Raw genomic sequence first — 22,437 nt, 5'->3', positions numbered from 1 at the left:
CAGATTCCGCATCAAGTAATGTCACCCCGCACACCGATGCGGGGGCGGAATGACATCTAATGATACCCCACGCCAAACGGCGAGGTTATTTAATTAAAGTATATATTTGCTTAAATCTCTATCCTCTACAATATTAGAAAGTTTTTTCTCCACATATTGAGCATTTATAGCAATAGTCTTTTTACCGCTGGATGGTGCATCAAAGGATATATCTTCCAACAATTTTTCTAAAATTGTATGTAATCTTCTCGCTCCTATGTTTTCTGCTTGCTCATTTACCTCTACTGCAAACTCTGCCATCTTTTCTATTGCATTCTTTTTAAAAGAGAGCTTTACGCCGTCTGTCTTCAAAAGCTCCACATATTGCTTTATCAATGCATTTTCTGGTTCTGTTAATATATTTACAAAATCTTTCTTTTTTAATGGTTTGAGTTCTACCCGAATAGGAAACCTGCCCTGAAGTTCAGGAATAAGATCCGAAGGTTTAACCGTATGAAAACTTCCTGCGGCAATAAATAGAACATGATCTGTATGCACCGTACCGCATCTTGTATTCACTACACTTCCTTCTACGATAGGGAGAATATCTCTCTGGACACCTTCCCGAGAAATATCCGGGCCGGAACCCCCTGTTCTACCTGCAATTTTATCTATCTCATCAATGAATATAATACCCCTTTGTTCCGTTCGCCTTTTAGCCTCTTCTATTATTTTATCATTGTCAATTAACCGTTGTGCTTCTTCCTCTTTTAGCAATCTCTTTGCTACTTCTACCTTCACCTTTTTTCTCTTCTTCTTCTTCGGCAAAAAATTCCCCAACATATCTTTAATATTGGCATCCAGATCCTCTAAATTCGGTGCAAAGACCTCTACCATTGGAATAGGACCAGCAGAGGAAGACTCATTGATAGAAATTTCCACAGTTTTTTTATCTAATTCTCCCTTATGAAGCTTATCTCTAAACTTTTCCCTGGTATTTTTTATTTTCTCTTTTGCCATAGCATCTTCTGCTTCCTGAGAAACGCCTGTCTCCAGAGGAGGAATCAGTGCATCCAATATTCTCTCTTCTGCTGCTTGTTCTGCTCCTTTTTCCACCCTTTTAAATTCTTCTTTTCTTACCATTTCCATACTTACTCTTGCCAGATCTCTTACCATAGACTCCACATCTCTTCCCACATATCCTACTTCCGTAAACTTAGATGCTTCTACTTTTATAAATGGAGCATCTGCCAGTTTTGCGATGCGGCGAGCAATCTCCGTTTTACCTACGCCGGTAGGGCCAATCATGAGAATATTTTTAGGAGTAACTTCCTCTTTTATTTCCGGAGACAAAAGCTGCCTGCGATAATGTGTTCTTAAAGCAATAGCTATCGCTTTTTTTGCTTCGTTTTGTCCAATGATATATTTATCCAAATATTGAACAATTTCCCGAGGTGTAAAATCTCTCATTTATCCTCCAATACATCCACAATGATATTTCCATTAGTGTAAATACAAATGGAAGATGCAATTTTCACAGCTTCCACAGCAATACTCTTTGCATCTAAATCTGTGTATTTAACCAGCGCTCGTGCTGCAGCTAAAGCATAAGGTCCACCCGAGCCAATGCCGTATAAATTGTCGTCAGGAGTCATTACATCTCCTGCTCCAGAGATGAGATACATATTATCTCTGTCAGCGGCAAGCATCACCGCTTCCAATCTCCTCAAAACTTTATCTGTTCTCCAGTCTTTAGCCAATTCCACTGATGCCCGGGTAAGATTGCCAGAAAACTCAGCCAATTTATTATCCAGACGAGAAAACAATGTAAATGCATCTGCTGTAGAACCTGCAAATCCTGCCAAGACTTTATCATTATATAGCCTTCTTATCTTCCTGGCTCCAGCCTTTACCACATAATTTCCCATCGTTACTTGCCCATCACAAGCAACAGCTGTTTTTCCATCTCTTTTGACAGCAATAACTGTTGTGCCTTTCATATCTTGGAACTCACCTTTTTAGATGTTGTTCTTACAAGTAATGGTTTGATTTTTTTTTCAATACAATCGCCATTTATAACACACTTAGTAATATCCTTTTCAGAGGGAATGCTGTACATTATATCAATCATCGCATCTTCTGTAATACTACGAAGACCTCTCGCCCCGACCTTTCTCTTAGTAGCCAGCCGTGCTATCTTTTTAATAGCATCATCCGTGAAAACCAGAGATACACCATCTAACTCAAACAACTCAACATATTGTTTTAGTAACGCATTTTTGGGCTTAGTGAGGATTGTTACTAAATCATCTTCACTCAACTCATCAAAAACAGTTGTAATATGCAATCTACCGATGAGCTCAGGTATAAGCCCATAAGACAAAAGATCACCTGTTGTTACTTGTCTTAGTATTTTTCTTGCGTCCTCATTTGTCTTGGATTTAACAGGTTCTTTGAATCCTATGCTTGATTGTCCCAACCTTTTCTTTATGATGTCTTCCAAACCGCTGAACGCTCCCCCACATATAAACAATATATTTGCTGTATTTATTTGAATAAATTCTTGCTGAGGGTGTTTTCTTCCACCGTATGGAGGAACATTAATTATAGAGCCTTCGATAATTTTTAACAATGCCTGTTGCACGCCTTCCCCTGAAACATCTCTGGTTATAGAAACATTTTCAGATTTTCTGGCGATCTTATCTACCTCATCAATATAAACAATGCCTCTCTCCGCCAAAGATACATTGTAATCTGCTGCTTGTAGTAATCTTACCAGTATATTCTCCACATCTTCTCCTACATACCCTGCTTCTGTGAGGGATGTAGCATCAGCAATAGCAAATGGAACATCAAGTATCTTAGCCATCGTCTTTGCCAACAATGTTTTACCCACTCCCGTAGGTCCGATCAATAAGACATTGCTTTTCTCTAACTCTACACCTTTCAGTTGAGGTAACATACTGCGTAGGCGGTTAACTCTCTTGTAGTGATTATAAATAGCAACAGAAAGTGTCTTTTTCGCTTCTTCCTGAGAAATTACATATTCATCTAACTGTCTTTTTATCTCCTCTGGTACAGGAAGTTTCTTATCTCCCTGTCTTTTGTTTTTTACCTCATCTTCCGCTAATATACCATTGCACAATACCACACACTCATCACATATATAAACACCAGGGCCGACAATAAGTTTCTTCACTTCGCTTTGTGTTCTACCGCAAAATGAACATCTCAACTCATTATTCACATCTTTCATTCTTTTCCCCTCTTTTAATTAATATTTCATCAATTATACCGTACTCTAATGCCTCCTCCGGACTCATAAAGTAATCCTTCTCCGTATCTCTTTCAATAGTAGATATTCTTTTACCAGTGTGAAAGGCGAGAATCTTATTTAGATCTTTTCTTAATTTAAGTATCTCTCTAGCATGAACCTCAATTTCTGTAGCTTTGCCATGGACTCCTCCTGCAGGTTGATGAATCATTATTCTCGAATGCGGCAACGAATAACGCTTCCCTTTCTTTCCTGCCGCCAGGAAAATAGTAGCCATAGATGCTGCCTGTCCTATGCATATAGTGGCAATCTGCGGTCTTATATACTGCATTGTGTCATAGATGGCAAAACCTGAAGTGATAACACCTCCTGGACTGTTGATATACATATAAATATCCTTATCGGGATTCTCAGATTCCAAAAAAAGTAGCTGACTGGTGATAGAAGTTGCCACCTCATCATCTATAGCGTTTCCCAAGATAACAATTCTTTCCTTAAGAAGTCTGGAAAATATATCATAGGCTCTCTCTCCGCGCGGTGTTTTTTCAATAACAATAGGCACTAACCCCATTATTGCTCCTTAAATATTGCATTTTTGTAGAGAAAATCTACTACTTTTTCACTTAATGCATCTGTTTTAACCAGGGACAATACATTCTCTTTTGCATACCTTTCGTAAAGTTCATCAGTAGAAAAACCTTTTGTTTGTGCGTCTTTGCTTATAAATTCCTTTAGCTCTTTCTCATTAATACTCATCTTTTCTTTGTCCGCTATTTTAAGGAGAATAAATGTTGTTTTCACTCTATTCCTTGCCTCTGGCTCAAATTTTTCTCTCATCTTAGAATGTTCATATTTCTCCTGCTTAATGTCAATTCCTCTGTAATGTAGCTCTCGTAGATAGCCCATAATCATTGCACTTGTTTCCTGTGTCACCAAACTATCAGGAAGATCAAAATCATATTGTCCAAGTAATTTTTCCATCATTTCATCCTTTTCTCTTGCTTCTTCTTGTTCTTCTTTCGTTCGCTGTATTCTTTCCCTGAGTTTTTTCCTTAAATCCTCTATTGTATTAAGACTTTTGTCTATCTTGCTGGCAAAGTCATTATTTATAGGAGGAAGATGTTTTTCTCTTGCTGTCTTAAGACTTATGACGAATGTAACCTTTTTATTTCTCAATGTTCCATCAGAATAATCCTGCGGAAATTGTTTTTCAAAAGACTTTTTCTCTCCTACCTCCATGCCCACAATTTCTTTTTCCATTCCTTCAACCTTAAGATTTCCTCTGCCCAATTCTAAATAAACATTATCTCCGCTTATACTATCTATCTTTTTCTCTCCTTCCCTTGCTTCCACATCTATTATTACTACATCACCATTTTTGACTTTTCTTTCTTTTATATCCTCTAATTTGGCAAAGGCACTCTGCAAACTACGAATCGCTTTTTCTACATCTTCATCGGTAACTTCCACTTTCTTTTTTTCTATCTCTATTCCTTTATATTCTTTTAATTCGAATTTTGGTCTTACATCTACTATAATATTGAAGGAAAATGGAGTATTATCCTCATTCTTTAAATCAGTAAATGCAGGCTCAGATACCGGTTCCAATTTATACTTGTCGGTCGCTATTTGATAACCGTTTTTTAAAAGCTCTTTTGTTGTATCCCGTTTTGCTTCTTCTCCATATTGCTGTAATATCAGCGTTTTTGGCGCTTTCCCTTTTCTAAAACCTTTTATAGTTACATTTTTTCTTAAACGATTTACATATTCATCAAACCTTTGCGCAACTTTCTCAAAAGGCAACTTCATATAGATTTTCTTCTTAGTTGGTTTTACATCCTCAATTGTAGAACTCCACATTTAACTACTCCTTATCTTAATTTGAGCAAAGTTTACCAGACACATATTAAAAGGTCAATGCCTGAAACATCTAACATGTGTAAATACCATAGGTATCTTACATTCATTCGCTTTATCTATCACCTCTTTATCTCTTATAGACCCGCCAGGCTGAATGATGGCTCTTATGCCTATTTTACTAGCCAATTCAATAGAATCAGCAAAAGGAAAGAACCCATCCGATGCCATTACGGCACCTTTAAGTTTGTGTTTTCTAATAGAAGCTTTCAACTCAGCTACCCTTAAGGCATCTATCCTGCTCGTTTCTCCTCCACCTATAGCTAACACCTGTTTATTATTGGTTATAACTATGGCATTAGATTTTACATGTTTTGCTATTTTCCAGGCGAAAAATAGATCTTCTTCATCTTTTTCACTTAATGTTATATTTGTTACTACATCAAAGTTTATTTTTCTTCTATCATCTGTCTGTTGAGTAAGATACCCGCCACATATAGTTTTCATATCCCATTTGCTTATATCCGCGTCCATTGAAATCTTTATAATTCTCAAATTCTTTTTCTTAGCTAAGATATTTAATGCACTGTGCGTAAAAGAAGGCGCTATTATCACTTCAAAGAAGTCTTTTGTAACCTCTTCGGCTAATGTTTTATCTACACTCCTGTTGCAACCAACTATACCTCCAAAATAAGATATATTGTCTGATGCTTTTGCTCTCAAAAAGGCTTCTTTAACATCTTCCGCACATGCAGCGCCGCAAGGATTACTATGTTTTATTATCGCCGAAAATGGCTCATCAAATTCCTTCAACAACCTAAAAGTAGCGTCAATATCAGAGATGTTATTAAAAGACAATTGCTTTCCGCCCAGAACATCAAAAAACTTAGTCTTCGGTTTTCCATACAATATCGCTTCTTGAGTAGGATTTTCTCCATACCTTAAAGAATGTATAAATTTTAGAGGTAAGGCAAAGTCTCTTTTTATATCATCCGCAAAATAATTGTTAATCATAGCATCATAATATGAAGTAAGGGAAAATGCTTTACCAGCCAGATATCTTCTTAGCTCATAAGAGGTAAAACCTTTGTTTTTTATGAGTTCTTCTTCTATTAACTGATAATCTTTAATATCGGTAAGAACAACTACATATTTAAAGTTTTTTGCTCCTGCACGCAGCAAAGCTACTCCACCAATATCTATATTCTCAATAAGCTTATCTTCACTTTCACCTATCATCTTTTCAAAAGGATAAAGATTCACCACCACCATATCTATAGGCTTTAGCGAAAATTTTTCAAATTCTTCCCTGCTGTCTCGAGGGCCAAGAATAGCTCCGAATATATTTGGATGCAGTGTTTTCACTCTACCCTCAAACATTTCAGGAAAACCCGTAAGTTCTCCAACAGATGTCGTATCTATTCCATTTTTATGTAAGAAATCTCTTGTGCCTCCAGTGGAAATAATTTCTACATCCAATTTAGACAATGTAGAAGCTAGATTTTCCAATCCTTCCTTATCAAATGTGCTTAAAAGTGCCCGCTTTACTTTTACCATTTCCTACCTCCTTTAAATATACTATCTCATAAAAAAAGAATTGACAATATTTTATGCTATATTATATGTTAAGGTTAGATGAAAACATTTACGAGTTTCTCTCCGAAACAAACCTTTATTCTTGGAAAGAGATTGGCAAAAATTATAAAAAGAAAATGGATGAAAGAAAAAGGCAATATAGTTATTCTCCTTATAGGAGAATTGGGGACGGGAAAAACAGTGTTTACGCACGGATTTTTCACTGGTCTGGGATATAGAGAAACAGATTTTTGCGGCAGTCCATCATTTATTATTGTCAAGGAATATAAAGGATGTATTCCATTCTATCACATAGATTTATATAGACTAAAAACAGTTGAAGAGATAGAAGAAATCTTTGAAAAGGAAGGGGTAATTGTTTGCGAGTGGGGAGAAAAAATAGAAAACATGATAACATTTCTTTGGAAAATAGAATTTACAATTTTAAACAATAAAAGAATAATAAAAATAACATGAAAATAACGACAGAAACGAAATTGTATGGAATTATAGGACATCCCATAAAACATTCTATTTCCCCAGGTATTCACAACTTCTTGTTCAATTATTTTCACATAAATGCCGTGTATGTAGCATTTGATGTTGAATCTTATATGTTAAAATATACGGTAAATGGCTTAAAAGCACTAAAAATCCAGGGATGCAATATTACTCTGCCCTACAAAGAGAAAATTATGAAATACATAGATGAGGTAGATGAAGAAGCTCGCATTATAGGGGCAGTAAACACAATAAAACTTGAACAAGGTAAAATTAAGGGTTACAATACAGACAGCATAGGTTTTATTACATCATTAAAAAAGCATGTTCCTCATATAGGAGGGAAAAAGGTGGCAGTAATAGGAGCAGGTGGAGCGGCAAGGGCCGTTGTATATGCACTATTAAAAGAAAATGCTTTTGTTATGGTGTTCAACCGCACCTATGAAAAAGCTGTAAAATTAAAGGAAAAATTTAAAAATGTAAAGGTGTATCCACTTTCACAGGAAGAGATGTTAAAAGATGCAAAGATAATAATAAATGCTACATCCTGCGGCTTAAACAAAGATGATGAAATGCTTTTTTCGCCTTCTATTTTAAAAAAGGATGCTGTTTTTTATGAACTTATCTACGATGAAACCCCTTTACAATATGAAGCAAGAAGAAGGGGAATTAGAACTATAGATGGGAAAGATATGCTTATAGAACAAGCATTAATTTCATTTTACATATGGACAGATAAAAGAGCATCATCAAACCAATTGGGGAGATTGTTTAAATGAGTATTCCGTTAAAAGAATTACTCTTAAGCTCAGGGAAAATCAATAAAGAGCAATTGGATATTGCTCTGGAAAAACAAAAGAAAACGGGAAAAGAAATAGGCGCTATATTAGTAGAAGAGGGTATCATCACCGAGGATGAATTAGAGTTCTTTTTGCAAAAACAAGCAAGTTTTGAATTTATGGATTTGGAAAAAAGCGAGCTGTACTCCTTCTTGCAGGCAGATAACGGTGAATCTGTAGATTTTAAAAAGATTACAATAGAAGACAATGTTATTAATTTAATACCAGTAGATGTAGCTGAGAAATACAAATTGATTCCCATAGCAGAGGAAAATGGGAAAATAAAGGTAGCCATGTCCGATCCTACAAACATTGTTGCTTTAGAAAATATAAAGCAAATAACAGGCAAGGAAATTATATCTCTCATCGCATCAGAAAACTCGATAGCTGAGGCAATAGACAAATATTACAAAAAACCTAAGGAAAGAGATGTTCTCCTGTTTAAGCAAAAGACTATGAACTTAGATTTAGATAAGGAAATAAAAGAGATAAAAGAGATAGATGTAGTAGAAGCTCCATCCAGCATGGAGGAAGAAGAAATAGCAGGAGAGAAAAAGGCAGGAGAGTCACCGATCATAAGATTGGCAAATAAGATTATACAAGGTGCAGTAGAGAGAGATGCATCAGATATCCATTTAGAACCATACGAAAAGCTGTTTCGCATAAGGTATAGAATAGACGGTATATTATATACAGTGATGGAACCACCGAAAGCCATTTTCCCCGCTTTGTCTTCACGATTCAAAATTATGTCTAAATTAAATATTGCGGAAAAGAGATTACCTCAGGACGGGAGAATTAAATTGAAGGTAAATGGTAAGGACATTGATTTCAGGGTATCCACCGTTCCTACCATATTTGGAGAAAAGGTGGTTTTGCGAATCTTAGACAGAACAAATGTTACGGGACTCAACTTAGAAGACTTAGGATTTGAAGAAGAAGACATTAAAAAGGTTAAAAAAGCAATTGAAGCCCCGTATGGAGTGATTTTGGTGACGGGTCCTACAGGATCAGGAAAAACAACCACCCTTTATACGGCATTGGATAAGATCAATAGAGAGGGGGTAAATATCCTCACCGTTGAAGATCCCATAGAATATAACATAGAAGGCATAAACCAAGTTCAAATAAAAGAAGAAATTGGTCTCACTTTTCCTCGTATTCTACGATCATTTTTAAGACAGGATCCAGACATAATAATGATTGGAGAAATCAGAGATGAGGAGACAGCAGAGATTGCCACAAAAGCAGCGCTGACAGGTCATCTTGTACTTTCTACACTACATACCAACGATGCTATTTCTACTATTGCACGACTTATAGATATGAAAATAGAACCTTACTTAATAGCAAGCACCTTAATTTTAGCTCTTGCCCAGAGACTGGTAAGAAAAATATGCCCCTATTGCAAAAGAGAAGCAGAAGTTCCACCCAAGACACTGAGAAAACTCGGTTTAGATGAGAAAACAAAGGTATACAAAGGAGAAGGTTGTTCCTATTGTAATAACATCGGGTATAAAGGACGGACATCCCTATTCGAGGTTATCCCTATAACCAGAATGATTAAGCAAATGATCCTGAAAGGGAAAAACTTAGAGGAAATGAGAAAAGAGGTAATAAAAGAGGGTAATTCCACATTAAGAGAAAATGGAATTAAAAAGGTAAAAGAGGGCATAACCACTGTGGAAGAGGTCCTGCGAGTAACTATGGATGTGGAAAAATGAAGATCAATCTGACTGAACTTTTAAAGAAAACTATTAACTTGGGTGCATCAGATCTTCACCTGGTTACAGGAGCTCCACCAAAAGTTAGAATAGCTGGCGAACTAAAAGACTTAAACGGCTATCCCGTGTTAACAGCAGGCGACACACAAGACTTATGTTACTCCATCATGACAGAAAAACAGAAAAAGGACTTTGAGCAAAACTTAGATGTGGATTTTTCTTTTGGCATAAAAGGTATAAGTCGGTTCAGGGCTAATGTGTATATGCAAAGAAGTAGTGTCGCAGGTGCTTTTCGCAGCATACCTTTTGAGATACCATCCTTTGAAAGGCTGGGAATATCTAAAGTAGTTCAAGATTTTACAAACCTCTCCCAGGGATTTGTGCTTATAACAGGCCCCACTGGTGTAGGAAAATCTACTACCTTAGCCGCATTGATAAACAAAATAAATAAGGAAAAAAATTGCCATATAATAACAATTGAAGATCCCATAGAATTTTTATTTAGGCATGAAAAAGCACTGATTTCTCAAAGAGAAATAGGGAGTGATACAGAAACCTTTGCATCTGCCTTAAAACATGTTTTAAGGCAGGATCCAGATGTAATCTTGATTGGAGAGATGAGGGATTTAGAAACAATAAGAGCAGCGTTAACAGCTGCCGAAACAGGACATTTAGTCTTTGCCACACTGCATACAAACTCCGCTTCAGAAACAATAACCCGTATTGTTGATGTATTTCCAGCAGAACAACAAGATCAGATAAGGGTGCAACTTTCTTCTGTCATTCAGGGTGTGGCAAGTCAAACACTCCTCAAAAGAAAGAATAATAAAGGTTTAGTGCTGGCAATGGAGATCATGATACCCAACAACGCTATAAGAAACCTCATCAGAGAAAATAAAATTCCTCAGATCTATTCTGCCATGCAGGCAGGACAGGAAAAAACTAAGATGAAAACACTTAACCAATCATTGATTGAATTGTATAATAAGGGATTAATTACCTACAACCAGGCAATAGATGCATCGCTAAAAAAAGAAGAATTAAAAACACTGTTGGAGAAAGTATAAATGCCTACTTTTAAATGGAAAGGGAAAAACAAAACGGGCAATTCTTTAAGGGGAAACATAGATGCTATAAGCGAGCAATCGGCTATTTTAAAACTAAAGCAGCAAGGGCTTATTCCTGTTTCTCTAAAACCAACTACGGAAAAACGAAAGATAACATTGCCCATTAAGCGAAAAGTAAACCAGAAAGAATTGATGACTTCCACAAAACAGCTATTTGTGATGCTGAAATCAGGTGTTTCTCTTACTAAATCGATAGATGTGCTTGCCAATCAGCAGAAAAACGCGAAATTCGCTGAGATTTTGCGAGATGTTAAGAAAAATATAGAAGAGGGACTGTCTTTTGCGGATGCTTTAAGGAAACATAAAAATGTATTCCCGCCACTTTATACAAGTACAGTAGAAGCAGGAGAAATGGGTGGCAATCTTGATGAATCTTTAGAAAATATAGCTGCCCTTTTAGAAAGGTCACTAACTTTAAAAAGAAAGATTAAAGGTGCACTGGCTTACCCTGTTATTGTAAGTATAGTGGCTATAGCAGTAATCATTCTTATACTGGTAAAAGTCATTCCCACTTTTGCTGGAATTTATCAGTCTGCGGGCATGCATTTACCTCTGCCTACAACAATAATAATCAATATAAGCATGTTTGTTAGAAAAGCGTTTTTACCTATTATATTGGGCATCATCGCGCTTGTGATAATAATTAAACTCTTACACAAAAGAAACGAGAGAGCAAGAAAGTTTATAGATAATGTTTTACTTCACCTACCTCTGTTCGGCAAATTAATCAACAAAGGAATTGTTGCTCGCCTGTCTACTACAATTTCTTCATTGGTAAAAGGTGGATTACCACTTTTGGAAGCCATTAATATTGCTGTTAAAACAGCGGGAAATAAAGTTATAGAAGATGCGCTCTCTTCAATAAGAGACAAGATCAGAAAGGGAGAAACTGTAGCCAATGCTTTCTCGCAGGCGCATATATTTGAACCGATGGTTGTTCAAATGATATCTGTAGGAGAGGAGACAGGTGCATTAGATGAAATGTTAGAAAATGTTTCCAGATTCTATGAAGCGGAGGTAGATGATACCGTTAAAAATCTTACTTCCATAATGGAACCTGTAATGATCGTTGTTCTGGGAGGAATAATAGGTTTCATCGTCATCGCTATGTATTTACCAATATTCAAATTAGGAGAGGTTATACACTAACCAGTATTGGAATTTCTGCCCTTTTGATTATACCTTCTGTGGTGCTACCAAGTATAATTTCAGACAGACGAGTTCTGCTATAAGCTCCCAAACATAGAATCGGTCTTTCTACCTTTTTTAATGCATTTAACAATCCTGATAAAGGTGATTCATTTTCAATTATATTATAAGAAATATTATGTCCTGTAATTGTATTTTTAGCTTCATTTACGATTTCTTCTGCTCCTTGTCTATCCTTCTTATAAACGGTAACAACGATTAAAGGTTTCTTTAAGTAAAAACTTAGTGTCTCTGCCCAACTTAAGGCTCGCTTAGCAATTTTACTTCCATCATATCCACATAAAATATGTTGAGGATCAAAGAAATGATGCGGAACAACAAGAAGTGTTTTGTCTGCTTTACGCAACACCGCTTCTATGTTTGTTCCTAAAAAACCTCTCTCAAATTTAGCATTAACTCCTTGTTTACCAATTATTGTAAGATCTGCATCCTCTGCATATTTTAATATTGTTTTAGAAACAACACCTGTTTTTAAAACGGTGGATATACTGACATTCTCTTTCTTGCATAATTCCTTAAAGGATTGCAAGAGTGTTTCCCCTTTTAATTCTAATGCTGCCCTCACCTGATCGGTAAAATTAAAGAAAGGTTCAATGCCTATAGCACTACTAATGTCATATATAAAAGGACCTTCTAAAGCTACAATATCTACTACATGCAATGCTTTTATCTGAGCATCTGTATGTTTCGCCAGATAAATAGCATAAGACATAGCTGCATTAGAAAATGGTGAAGCATCAATCGCTGTAAGAAGATGCTTTACTCTCTTCGTCATCTTTACTCTCCATAATTTCCTTTAATTCCTTTTCGTCCACGATCTCTTTTTCTAAGAGCCTTTGAGCCAGTTTATCCAATTTTGACCTGTTTTCTAAAAGCAATTTTTGGCTTTTATTGTAACAATAGTCTATAATTTTTCTCGTTTCTCTATCAATAGCTTCCGATGTTTTCTGGCTGTAGTATGTTTCTTTAGGTGAAAATGGCGTAGGCAAAAAGAGAGGCTGCCTTTCCCTTTCATAAACAATAGGACCTAATTCCTTGTTCATCCCAAATTGTGTCACCACAGCTCGAGCTAATTCCGTAGCTGTATAGAGATCATTTTGTGCTCCTGTAGATACATCACTAAATACGATTTCTTCTGCCACCCTTCCACCAAACAGCATGCATATCTTATCCAAAATCTCACTTTTGCGCATTAGATAATGCTCCTCTGTGGGTCTTTGCTGAGTAAAGCCCAATGCAGCAACCCCCCTTGGAATAACGGATACTTTATGCACAACTTCTATTCCCTTTAGTAGATAACCAACAATAGCATGGCCCGATTCATGGTAAGCAACAGTTTTTTTCTCTTTAGGACTCATCGCCCTGTTTTTCTTTGCTAAACCTGCCATCCTTCTGTCTATAGCTTCTTCAAAATGTTTTTTATAAACTTTTTCTACATTTTCTCGGGCTGCCAAGAGCGCTGCTTCATTAACGATATTGGCTAAGTCTGCTCCTACCAAACCTGGTGTTTCCTGGGCAATCACTTTTAAATCTACATCTTCTCCCAATACTATCTTCTTTGCATGTAATCTTAAAATTTCCTCTCTTCCCTTTATGTCCGGTTTATCCACCAATATCTGCCGGTCAAAACGACCTGGCCTAAGCAGAGCAGGATCAAGGACCTCCGGTCTGTTTGTCGCTGCCATAACAACAATCCCCCCGCTGGGATCAAAACCATCCATTTCTGCTAAGAGTTGATTTAAAGTCTGCTCTCTTTCCTCATGAGTGGTAAATCCACCCGCACCTCTAGTTCGACCGATAGCATCAATTTCATCAATAAATATAATAGATGGCGCTAATTTCTTTGCCTCTGCAAAGAGATCTCTCACCCGTGCTGCTCCTACACCTACAAACAATTCTATAAATGCCGAACCGGTAATGCTGATAAATGGAACTTCCGCTTCACCTGCAGTGGCTCTAGCCAGCAATGTTTTGCCTGTACCAGGAGCTCCCACTAAAAGCACCCCTTTGGGCATTTTTCCGCCCAATCTCTGGAACCTATGTGGATCCCTCAGGAATTCTATTATCTCTTTCACTTCTACCTTTGCCTCTTCTACGCCTGCCACATCGTTAAACTTTACATCAGGACGCTCACTGGAATAAATTTTATATCTCCCCTTACCAAAACTAAACAAACCCTTACCAGATGCCCCTGCTTTTTTAATAATAAAAAACCATAGAAGAAAAAGAATGCCAAAAGGTATTACCCACCCAAAGATAAGATTGGTCAACCAGTCAGCAGAGGGGACACCCTCAAATTTTACCCCATGAGTGATAAGCTCATCGGTCAATTTTGGATCTTTAACCGGGATAGTAACAAAATCACGCGTCTTCCCGCTTTTATCTATATAAATACCCTTTATGTATTTCTCTGATACTCTACAAGACTTAATACGATCCTGAGCTACAAATTCCTTGAATGTACTATAAAAAATTGTCTCCCTCTTTGCACCGAAAAAACCTTGATATAGATAAACAAGAACAAAGGCAATTAAAATATACATTATGGATAACTTGATAATCTTATAATCTTTATCTTTCTTATTTTTATTATTCATGGGCAGATATGGAAAGGTAAATTTGGTTACCTTGTCTGTTAATCAGAAAAAGAATGATTTTTTTATCCAGTGCTTTTTTTATCTTTTTGTTAAAATCTGTTACACCTTCCACCTTTTTTCTATTCACTTCCAATATTATATCTCCCTTTCTTAAACCGGAGAGGTGAGCAATACTATTTTCTTTTATATCTGTTATTACAACCCCATTGTTTGTTTTCAAATTATATTCTTTTTGCACATAAGGAGTTATATTTGCCACTACTATTCCTAATCTATTTTCTTCTCCCCTCTCCATGGCAATTTTCTTCAGTTTCTTTCCTACCGTTACATGCTTTATAATCTCTTTTCCATCACGAACAACCTTTATATTCACTGTTTCTCCCGGTCTTGTAAATGCTACCATATATGGAAGGTCGGTGGCAGAATTTAGCCTTTTCCCATTATACTCTACAATCACATCTCCTTCTTTAATTCCTGCTTTATCTGCTGGACTATTTTTCACTACCTGTGAAACAATTGCACCTGAGGTGCTGGAAAGCTTAAAAAACTTTGCCATGTCCGGTGTTAAATTCTGAACCAGCACCCCTAGCCATCCCCGAACAACGTTTCCTTTTTTTAACTGCGGAATGAGTTTTTTCACTACATTTGCAGGAACAGCGAACCCTATGCCCTGGCCCGAGGCTACGATAGCGGTATTTATACCAACAACTTCTCCATTCATGTCTATTAGCGGCCCGCCAGAATTACCAGGATTTATGGCAGCATCTGTTTGCAGAAAATGGTCATAAGGACCCTGTCCAATAACCCTTCCCTTGGCACTAATAATGCCCCAGGTAACAGTGCCATTTAATCCAAACGGATTGCCTACCGCCAGAACCCAATCTCCCACTTTTATATTGTCGGAATTACCCAGAGCTATTGTAGGCAGTTTCCGGGACGCCTTAATTTTCAAGAGTGCGACATCTGTTTTGGGATCGCTTCCCACTACCCTTGCATCATAAACTTTGCCTGTATAAAGTAATTTCACCTTTATCTTGGTTGCCCGCGAAATTACATGGTTATTGGTCAAAATATATCCATCAGGAGAAATAATAAAACCAGAACCTAATGACTTTTGCTGATATTCACGAGGCATCTCATTAAAATACCGCTTAAAAAACTGATAGAATGGGTCATTCTTATCAAAGAAACCTGTCAATGGGATTCCCTCTACAATCTGTGTGGTGCGAATATTAACAACTGCCGGCAATACCTTCTCTACAATAGGAGAAAAACTTTCTCTTTGAGCTACAGATGACGAAACATTTAGAGCATAAACAGGTGTGGAAAAAAATGCAATAAAAATTATAAGAAAGATCTTTTTTATCATCTCATTCTCCAATAACAAATATCTTTCCTTTTTCACTTACAGCAAATAACCTCTTATTAAAAATAGAAAAACCACTATTAAAACTCCCATCTAATTTTTTTGTATTAACAATCTTCCCTTCTTCGTCAATAGCGATTATTTTACCTTCCTGAGTAAGCGCATATACTATGTCACGCGTCACAAAAGTAAAAGCACAAATAGGTTTATGAGAAATCTTAAGCTTCCATATTTCCTCGCCACTATCCAGGTCCAGCGCTATCATTCTACCATCCTTTGCAGGAACAACTAAAAATACAGGCGTAGCTACGACATTTGAATAAGAAGAGATTTGGCGTTTCCATATAACCTGTCCCTCTTTCTTGTCTATCGCTGCCGTCCATCCATTGCAGCAAGTTACAAATACAATATTTTGCGACAGAGAAACATCTCCATCTACATCAAAAAATTTTTCTCCCTGGCCAACAAATATCCCCCATTTCTCTCCACCTGTAGATAAATCCACCTTGTATATATAGCCATCATTAAAGCCAACATACATAAAATCTCCATCAAATACAGGTGAACAAACTCCTCTTAAACTTACCATTTCATAAGGCTTGTGAAAAGCAAACAAAACCTCCCCTAAATTGGCTGAAACACACCATACAGAATTATCCTCAGTACATAAGAAAATTTTGTTTTTATAGATATTCAGTTTCCCCAATACGGGAAAGTCAAATTGCTTTTTCCACTTTATCTTCCCGGAGGATTTGTCTATACAATACAGTGCTCCACTGTTATCACCTATAAACACATCATCATTTAAACAGACAGCAGATGATTCTACAGAAGTTTTCAATTTTATCTTCCATATAACATCACGCTTTCTCCAGTTAATTTTATAAAATCTACCATCTTTGTTCCCTATATAGAGAAAATCTCCATCTACAGCGGGGAAAACCTTACCCACTTTTCCTATGCTAATGATATGAATAGTATTTAGAGTAGGAGCAACACGATAGTCCACATAATAACTTGCCCCTGCTTCAGTGGTAAAAATTAGCAAAAAAACTAAAACAAAAAATATTTTTTTCATCTTCTCCTCTTTATCAATTCCCGCAGAAGGAACTCTGCATTATTAAATGTATTTTTAACCTCTTTTTCATTCATGCCCGCACCTAACAAGATCCTACGAGCAAAAGATTTGTTAATCAAATCTTCAGGAGCATGTGTATCTGTGTTTATTACACATCTACCTCCCGTTTTTTTAACCATACTCCACACATGGCCGTTGGTTAAAGAATGGTTTTTACGCGCAGAAATTTCCAAAAATACACCCTTTTCCTTGGCTAAATACGCATCTTCTTCTGTAATTAGACCGGGGTGGGCCAATATATCCACTCCCGCTTCAATTGCCGCTTTATTTGTGCCTTCTGCTACCGGCTCCGCAATTGTCTCTCCGTGAAGAACAACTACCTCTGCTCCCATCAGCCGCACTTCTTTAACTATCTCTTTTATTAAAAGGGGTGGAACATGAGTGATTTCTACTCCCGCAAATACATATAAAGCATAGTATTTTTCCAAACCACCCACAGCTTTTTTCACATCTATTACCACCGTTTCCATATTGGACATATCTACATGATCGGTAAAACATATACTACGATAACCTATCTCTTTTGCTCTTCTGGCTAATTCTGAAGGCAACAACTCGCCATCACTAAATAGTGTATGAGTATGGAAATCAATCACTATATTTACCTCCAACATTCAATAAGTATTAAAAATATTAACAGTTTCAGTATAATGTTGCATTTTTTAGCTGTCAAGACAAACGACGAAGTCGTTTGCTTGCAAACGGCCGTTTGTCAAGGTATAATGCCACCGTGGTTTATTTAGTAACGGGTTGTGCAGGATTTATAGGATTTCATGTGGCAGAAAAGCTGCTTTTTCAGGGAAACACGGTCATTGGCATAGATAATCTAAACAAATATTACAGTGTAAAATTAAAAAAAGACAGATTATCTCTCTTATTAAAGGAAAAAAACTTCAGCTTTCGGAAATTGAATATCGCATATTTTAAACAATTAGAGAAGGTATTTGAAACAGCTAAAATTGATATTGTGTGTCATCTGGCAGCCCAGGCTGGGGTGAGATATTCGCTAACCAATCCTTTCACTTATGAACAGTCAAATATTAGGGGTTTCTTGAATATAATTGAGTTATCTTGTAGGTATAATGTAAATAATTTTGTATATGCCTCTTCTTCCAGTGTATATGGAGGGAATGAAAAAATTCCCTTTTCCGCCGATGATACCGTAGAAAAACCGTTATCTTTATATGGGGCAACAAAGAAGGCTGATGAACTCATGGCTTATGCATATCATCATCTATATCATTTAAACACAACAGGCTTAAGATTCTTCACTGTTTACGGACCCTGGGGCAGACCGGATATGGCTCTATTTAAGTTTACAAAGGCAATAACTGAAGGGAAAATCATAGAAGTGTATAATTACGGGAAAATGGAAAGAGATTTTACATATATTGATGATATTGTGGATGGGACGATTACATCTTTAAACAAACCTTTTGAATACGAAATATTCAACCTGGGAAGAGGCCAGAGCATCCCCTTAGAACGCTTTATATCCTGTATAGAAAAAAGGCTAAATAAAAAATCCAGAAGAGTATACCTGCCATTACAAAAAGGAGATGTGCCTAAAACTTACGCTGATATAAGGAAAAGCGAGCGAATGCTGGGGTTCCATCCCAAAGTAAGCATTGAAGAAGGTATAGAAAGATTTGTTTCATGGTACATGTCATATTACAACATTACTCTTTAAGAAGAGATTCACCTTTCACAGGTATTAGCTTTCCTACTCCTGTAGCAAAAACCTCATTTTCTATTAATATCTTTCCACTACAGATGCGCATTCTCTTCTTATCCTCAACCATCTCACCCCATAACAAGAGTTTTTTTTCTGCAGGAATGGATTTCTTAATACGCACTGTTATCTCCGCCGTCACACAATATCTCCTATCTTTAGATAATGCATACGCTGCCCAATTCATTACCTCATCCAATAATGTAGAAATGATGCCGCCATGAACAATATTCTTGTATCCGTTAAATCTTGAGGGAATCTTTACTGTAGTTTCTATATGGTTTCCTTTCTTATAAAATGTTAAGCCAAAACCATCTTTATTTTCCCTACCACAAACAAAACAGTATTTTGAATTGAACTCTTCCATAATATTATTTCACCAGTTTTCCAGAAGATATTTCAAGGTTCTATAACTTTCCTTTTGCTCACCTGTTTTTAAAAACAGAGGATTAATATGTTTTAAAACCGTTTGGGCAGTTCTTTTATTTCCCCCCCTATATAAAGCATTGGCATAATTTAAAGCAATGTCTATATCTGTGCAGATATCGTAAGCCTTCTTTAATATCTGTTGCGCGTTGGTATATTTACCCTCCATTACATACAATGCACCCAGGTTATTCATTAAATATACATCCCTTTTCCTTATACGAAGTAACTTTTTATATATGTCTACTGCCTTTTCTATTTCTCCTCTCTCTACCCTCCTCTGTGCCTCCAAACTAAGAGCTGTAATATTGTAAGTAGACATCCTTTTCTGTATGGGCTTTTTTTTTATATCCGACAACATCGCTCTTTTAATTCTAACGGGCTTTTTAACGCTTTTCTTTTCATTTTTTTTTACTTCTGACGTATGTGCCAAAACAAGCTTCTTCTTAACTATTGCGGTTTTTTCTTTTTTCACCGGCGGCATTTCCTCAACTGCAGTTACTTTTTCCTCCCTCTTTACAGTTTCTTTGGTTATTTCCTTTTTTATCTGCTGTTTATATGGCTCGTTTACCTGTTTGACCAAATTACCAACAGCAGGAGGTATATGAGCAATCTTTTTTTCTGTATATGTTACAATTATAAAACCACCAGCAAAAATAATCAGCAAAAATACAACAATCACCAACAGATGCTTCGTGCTTTTGTGGTGTAGGGTGTAGGGTATCTTTTTGTCTCCTTTTCTCCCCAACTCCTTTTTCTCTATCTTTTTTAGTGCTTCATATAACTTGCTCATTAGATAATTCGTGGCTTTATAAAAATAACTAATTCTATATTATGTACAGTTTTTGTTTGTTGTTTAAATGCATTTCCCACTACAGGAACATCACCCAAAAGAGGCACTTTGCTTTCATTCTTTTCTTCTTTTTTTCCAATTAGACCGGACAGGATAACAATGTCTCCACTTTTTACTCTAACCACAGTAGATGTTTCTCTTAGGTTTACTTGGGGTAATGTGTATGTGTTGGTGCCAATTTTTACTTCTTTTAATGATTCTATGTCACTCTTTATAGGTGTAATACTCAACAGAATATTTCCATCTTTATTAATATATGGTGTTACACCTAACAATATTCCGTCAAATATAGAAGAGATCTCTACCGTAGGTTTTGTTGTCGTCGTTCCACCGGTGACAGTTTCCGTTTCGTATTCCAATTTTTTAATATAAGAAACAGATTTGCCCACACTGATCAACGCTGGTTGTCCATTTAAGGCACGAATCCGGGGATTGGAGATAATGTGTACTTTACCGCAGGTGGACAAAGCAGTAAGCAGAGCTTTATCACCTGTTACACCACTTCTAATACCTGCCACACCCACACTGAAGGTATGACTACTAAGAGCCAATGTTTGTGACATATTCAACTCAAATTTTCTGTTCAATATCTTATGCCCCATTGCCTGCCAATCAACTCCCAGTTCATTATCCTTATTAAGGCTTACCTCAACAATTCTTGTCTCTATTAGAACTTGTCTGCCATAAGCTCTCATCACATTATCAATGTATGTGCTTATTCTGTCTAAATTTTTTCTCTGATCGTACACAACCAGTGTGCCAGTGAGTTTATCCAGGGAGTATTTTCCATTCCCAGACAAAAATGTCTTGATGCCGTTTTCAACCTGCTTATAGATATCAGTCGCATCTTCCTTCACCGAACCTTTGAGAGCGTAGTTACCGCTTAAGGGGTTTGTTACATTCTCTGTAGCTACTCCCCCCAGAACATCTCCTCCTACATTGAGAGTAGAAGAACGAATATGAGAGACAAAACCCAGATGAAAAACCATCGTAGAATATCCTTTTATATACAGCACATTTTCTTTTACCTCGTAAAAGAGATTGTTGGACTTTGTCAGTATATTTAAGGCTTGCCTAAGCGGTAGATCTATAAAATTCACTGTCAAAGAATGCGCATTTTCTGGAACAACAGAATCAGCATCTTCTTTAATGATAAGATTTAAACCTGCATCCTTAGCTATCTCGTATAAAACGACCTTATAATCTATCCCTTTCGCACTTAATGTAAAATATTTATTATCTAAGGGGGATATTTTCTTAATAATAGGCTTTAAGATTACCGCTTCTTTTTTAGGTGGCGGGGGAACAACGGTGCGTTCCTCTCTTTTTATATTCTTATTTGCAACGCAAGCGGTAACCAAAAACAAAACCAAAACCAAAAAAACTATTTTTCTCATTTTATATTTAACCGCCCCTTCTTCCCGTTTTCTAAAACAATCACACTATTTCTTTCTATTTCTAATACCTTCAATCCATTCTTTTTCTCTCCCACTCTCATCGTTTTCCCATCTATGATGCACATTTTCTTATTACCGATAATAATAAGCGAGAGGATATGCTTGGGAGATGCAACAGTACCCCTTTGAACAATCGATCGTTCCGTTCTTTCTTTACCAATAAATGGGTTAGGTAACCCTTCATAATATAGGTTTTCTACATGTTCTATTTTCACACCCCCTGTGTTGATATTTATAGCCTCAACATGGGGTAATTCAAGTCTAGATCTTGGTTTATAAGAAAAAAACACTATCAGCAAAGCAATACAGGCTATGACATACGGCAAAAACAATCTAAAATTTCTTTCCTTTAATAGCATATTGCACACTACCTTCTTTTACATCTACATCTATTGCAAATTTCTCGACAAAAAAAAGTCCGCCACTGTAATAAGTGTTGTTAATATAATTGATAATTGTAGAAATATTCTTCCCTGTAAATTCAGCACTTATCTTGATAGGTTTTTGTGATTCTATAGATAACCCCTCTTTTTTTATCTCTTCTTTCAAATTCGTTATTAATTTCACTGTTTGTTTTTCCTGCTGTACCTTCTTAAGACAAATATCCAGAGCTTCTAATTTACCACTAATATCTTTCCTCAAAGTAGCAGTGTAGTAAAAAAAAGACAAGCAAATAAACAGAACTACAGATGAAATTATAGAGAAAAACACTGTTTTTTTAGAAATATTCATAATCTTTTCCTAATACACTTTATAGAAAAAACCCCTTTATTATCCATATAG

22 protein-coding genes are annotated in these 22,437 nt (G+C 36.4%); 6 read left to right on the top strand and 16 right to left on the bottom strand.

Annotated features, from left to right (window positions below):
- Positions 1-93: 93 nt before the first annotated feature.
- Genes hslU through purH form a run of 6 tightly spaced genes read right to left on the bottom strand, consistent with a single transcriptional unit; the run spans position 94 to position 6,667 of the window.
- Positions 94-1,449: an ATP-dependent protease ATPase subunit HslU gene (hslU, locus tag J7J10_04385; protein MCD6130168.1), complete on the bottom strand. Its 1,356-nt coding sequence runs from the start codon at positions 1,447-1,449 to the stop codon at positions 94-96.
- Complete coding sequence (gene hslV / locus J7J10_04380) at positions 1,446-1,979, bottom strand: ATP-dependent protease subunit HslV (GenBank protein ID MCD6130167.1); 534 nt, start codon at positions 1,977-1,979, stop codon at positions 1,446-1,448. Before hslV ends, hslU begins: the two co-directional genes overlap by 4 nt.
- Entirely contained in the window at positions 1,976-3,235 is a 1,260-nt protein-coding gene (clpX, locus tag J7J10_04375) for an ATP-dependent Clp protease ATP-binding subunit ClpX (protein MCD6130166.1), read from the bottom strand. The genes hslV and clpX overlap by 4 nt, the downstream gene beginning before the upstream one ends.
- On the bottom strand, positions 3,219-3,824 hold the full coding sequence (clpP, locus tag J7J10_04370) for an ATP-dependent Clp endopeptidase proteolytic subunit ClpP (protein ID MCD6130165.1): 606 nt from the start codon (positions 3,822-3,824) through the stop codon (positions 3,219-3,221). The genes clpX and clpP overlap by 17 nt, the downstream gene beginning before the upstream one ends.
- Entirely contained in the window at positions 3,824-5,113 is a 1,290-nt protein-coding gene (tig, locus tag J7J10_04365; protein MCD6130164.1) for a trigger factor, read from the bottom strand. The genes clpP and tig overlap by 1 nt, the downstream gene beginning before the upstream one ends.
- Positions 5,114-5,167: 54 nt before the next feature.
- Positions 5,168-6,667, bottom strand: coding sequence for a bifunctional phosphoribosylaminoimidazolecarboxamide formyltransferase/IMP cyclohydrolase (gene purH / locus J7J10_04360; GenBank protein ID MCD6130163.1), 1,500 nt, complete (start codon positions 6,665-6,667; stop codon positions 5,168-5,170).
- A 78-nt stretch (positions 6,668-6,745) separates the two neighbouring features.
- Between purH and tsaE the strand changes: the two genes are divergently transcribed.
- Genes tsaE through J7J10_04335 form a run of 5 tightly spaced genes read left to right on the top strand, consistent with a single transcriptional unit; the run spans position 6,746 to position 12,025 of the window.
- Complete coding sequence (tsaE, locus tag J7J10_04355) at positions 6,746-7,162, top strand: tRNA (adenosine(37)-N6)-threonylcarbamoyltransferase complex ATPase subunit type 1 TsaE (protein ID MCD6130162.1); 417 nt, start codon at positions 6,746-6,748, stop codon at positions 7,160-7,162.
- Entirely contained in the window at positions 7,159-7,965 is an 807-nt protein-coding gene (aroE, locus tag J7J10_04350) for a shikimate dehydrogenase (protein MCD6130161.1), read from the top strand. The genes tsaE and aroE overlap by 4 nt, the downstream gene beginning before the upstream one ends.
- A complete protein-coding gene (gene tadA / locus J7J10_04345) occupies positions 7,962-9,749 on the top strand; it encodes a Flp pilus assembly complex ATPase component TadA (protein ID MCD6130160.1) in 1,788 nt (595 codons plus the stop codon). Before aroE ends, tadA begins: the two co-directional genes overlap by 4 nt.
- A gap of 2 nt (positions 9,750-9,751) precedes the next feature.
- Complete coding sequence (locus J7J10_04340) at positions 9,752-10,816, top strand: type IV pilus twitching motility protein PilT (GenBank protein MCD6130159.1); 1,065 nt, start codon at positions 9,752-9,754, stop codon at positions 10,814-10,816.
- Complete coding sequence (locus J7J10_04335; protein MCD6130158.1) at positions 10,817-12,025, top strand: type II secretion system F family protein; 1,209 nt, start codon at positions 10,817-10,819, stop codon at positions 12,023-12,025.
- Here J7J10_04335 and J7J10_04330 read toward each other — a convergent pair.
- The 5 genes from J7J10_04330 to J7J10_04310 are packed head-to-tail and all read right to left on the bottom strand — an operon-like array spanning position 12,015 to position 17,782.
- Complete coding sequence (locus J7J10_04330) at positions 12,015-12,860, bottom strand: universal stress protein (protein MCD6130157.1); 846 nt, start codon at positions 12,858-12,860, stop codon at positions 12,015-12,017. The genes J7J10_04335 and J7J10_04330 overlap by 11 nt on opposite strands.
- A complete protein-coding gene (gene ftsH / locus J7J10_04325; protein MCD6130156.1) occupies positions 12,823-14,682 on the bottom strand; it encodes an ATP-dependent zinc metalloprotease FtsH in 1,860 nt (619 codons plus the stop codon). Before ftsH ends, J7J10_04330 begins: the two co-directional genes overlap by 38 nt.
- Entirely contained in the window at positions 14,675-16,051 is a 1,377-nt protein-coding gene (locus J7J10_04320; GenBank protein ID MCD6130155.1) for a DegQ family serine endoprotease, read from the bottom strand. The genes ftsH and J7J10_04320 overlap by 8 nt, the downstream gene beginning before the upstream one ends.
- 1 nt (position 16,052) lies before the next feature.
- Entirely contained in the window at positions 16,053-17,126 is a 1,074-nt protein-coding gene (locus tag J7J10_04315) for a PQQ-binding-like beta-propeller repeat protein (protein ID MCD6130154.1), read from the bottom strand.
- Complete coding sequence (locus J7J10_04310) at positions 17,123-17,782, bottom strand: histidinol phosphate phosphatase domain-containing protein (protein MCD6130153.1); 660 nt, start codon at positions 17,780-17,782, stop codon at positions 17,123-17,125. The genes J7J10_04315 and J7J10_04310 overlap by 4 nt, the downstream gene beginning before the upstream one ends.
- Before the next feature lie 134 nt (positions 17,783-17,916).
- On the opposite strand from J7J10_04310, the gene J7J10_04305 reads away from it, so the two are divergent.
- Positions 17,917-18,876 carry an NAD-dependent epimerase/dehydratase family protein gene (locus J7J10_04305; protein ID MCD6130152.1) on the top strand — a complete coding sequence of 320 codons (960 nt, stop codon included), beginning with the start codon at positions 17,917-17,919 and terminating at the stop codon, positions 18,874-18,876.
- Here J7J10_04305 and J7J10_04300 read toward each other — a convergent pair.
- The 5 genes from J7J10_04300 to J7J10_04280 all read right to left on the bottom strand — a co-directional run bounded on the left by J7J10_04300 (position 18,866) and on the right by J7J10_04280 (position 22,386).
- Positions 18,866-19,285, bottom strand: coding sequence for a PaaI family thioesterase (locus tag J7J10_04300; protein ID MCD6130151.1), 420 nt, complete (start codon positions 19,283-19,285; stop codon positions 18,866-18,868). The genes J7J10_04305 and J7J10_04300 overlap by 11 nt on opposite strands.
- Positions 19,286-19,294: 9 nt before the next feature.
- The gene (locus J7J10_04295; GenBank protein ID MCD6130150.1) at positions 19,295-20,137 is read right to left on the bottom strand and encodes a hypothetical protein; all 843 of its coding nucleotides are present in this window, start codon (positions 20,135-20,137) and stop codon (positions 19,295-19,297) included.
- Positions 20,137-21,594 (bottom strand): pilus (MSHA type) biogenesis protein MshL, encoded by a 1,458-nt coding sequence (mshL, locus tag J7J10_04290; GenBank protein MCD6130149.1) that lies wholly within the window; start codon positions 21,592-21,594, stop codon positions 20,137-20,139. Before mshL ends, J7J10_04295 begins: the two co-directional genes overlap by 1 nt.
- On the bottom strand, positions 21,591-21,869 hold the full coding sequence (locus tag J7J10_04285) for a hypothetical protein (GenBank protein ID MCD6130148.1): 279 nt from the start codon (positions 21,867-21,869) through the stop codon (positions 21,591-21,593). The genes mshL and J7J10_04285 overlap by 4 nt, the downstream gene beginning before the upstream one ends.
- 118 nt (positions 21,870-21,987) lie before the next feature.
- Complete coding sequence (locus J7J10_04280; protein MCD6130147.1) at positions 21,988-22,386, bottom strand: hypothetical protein; 399 nt, start codon at positions 22,384-22,386, stop codon at positions 21,988-21,990.
- Positions 22,387-22,437 lie beyond the last annotated feature (51 nt).

This window comes from Deltaproteobacteria bacterium (assembly GCA_021159305.1).
GTDB lineage: Bacteria > Campylobacterota_A > Desulfurellia > JAGGSF01 > JAGGSF01 > JAGGSF01.
The sequence above is the reverse complement of the archived record's forward strand: the minus strand, read 5'-3'. Positions and strand labels throughout refer to the sequence as shown.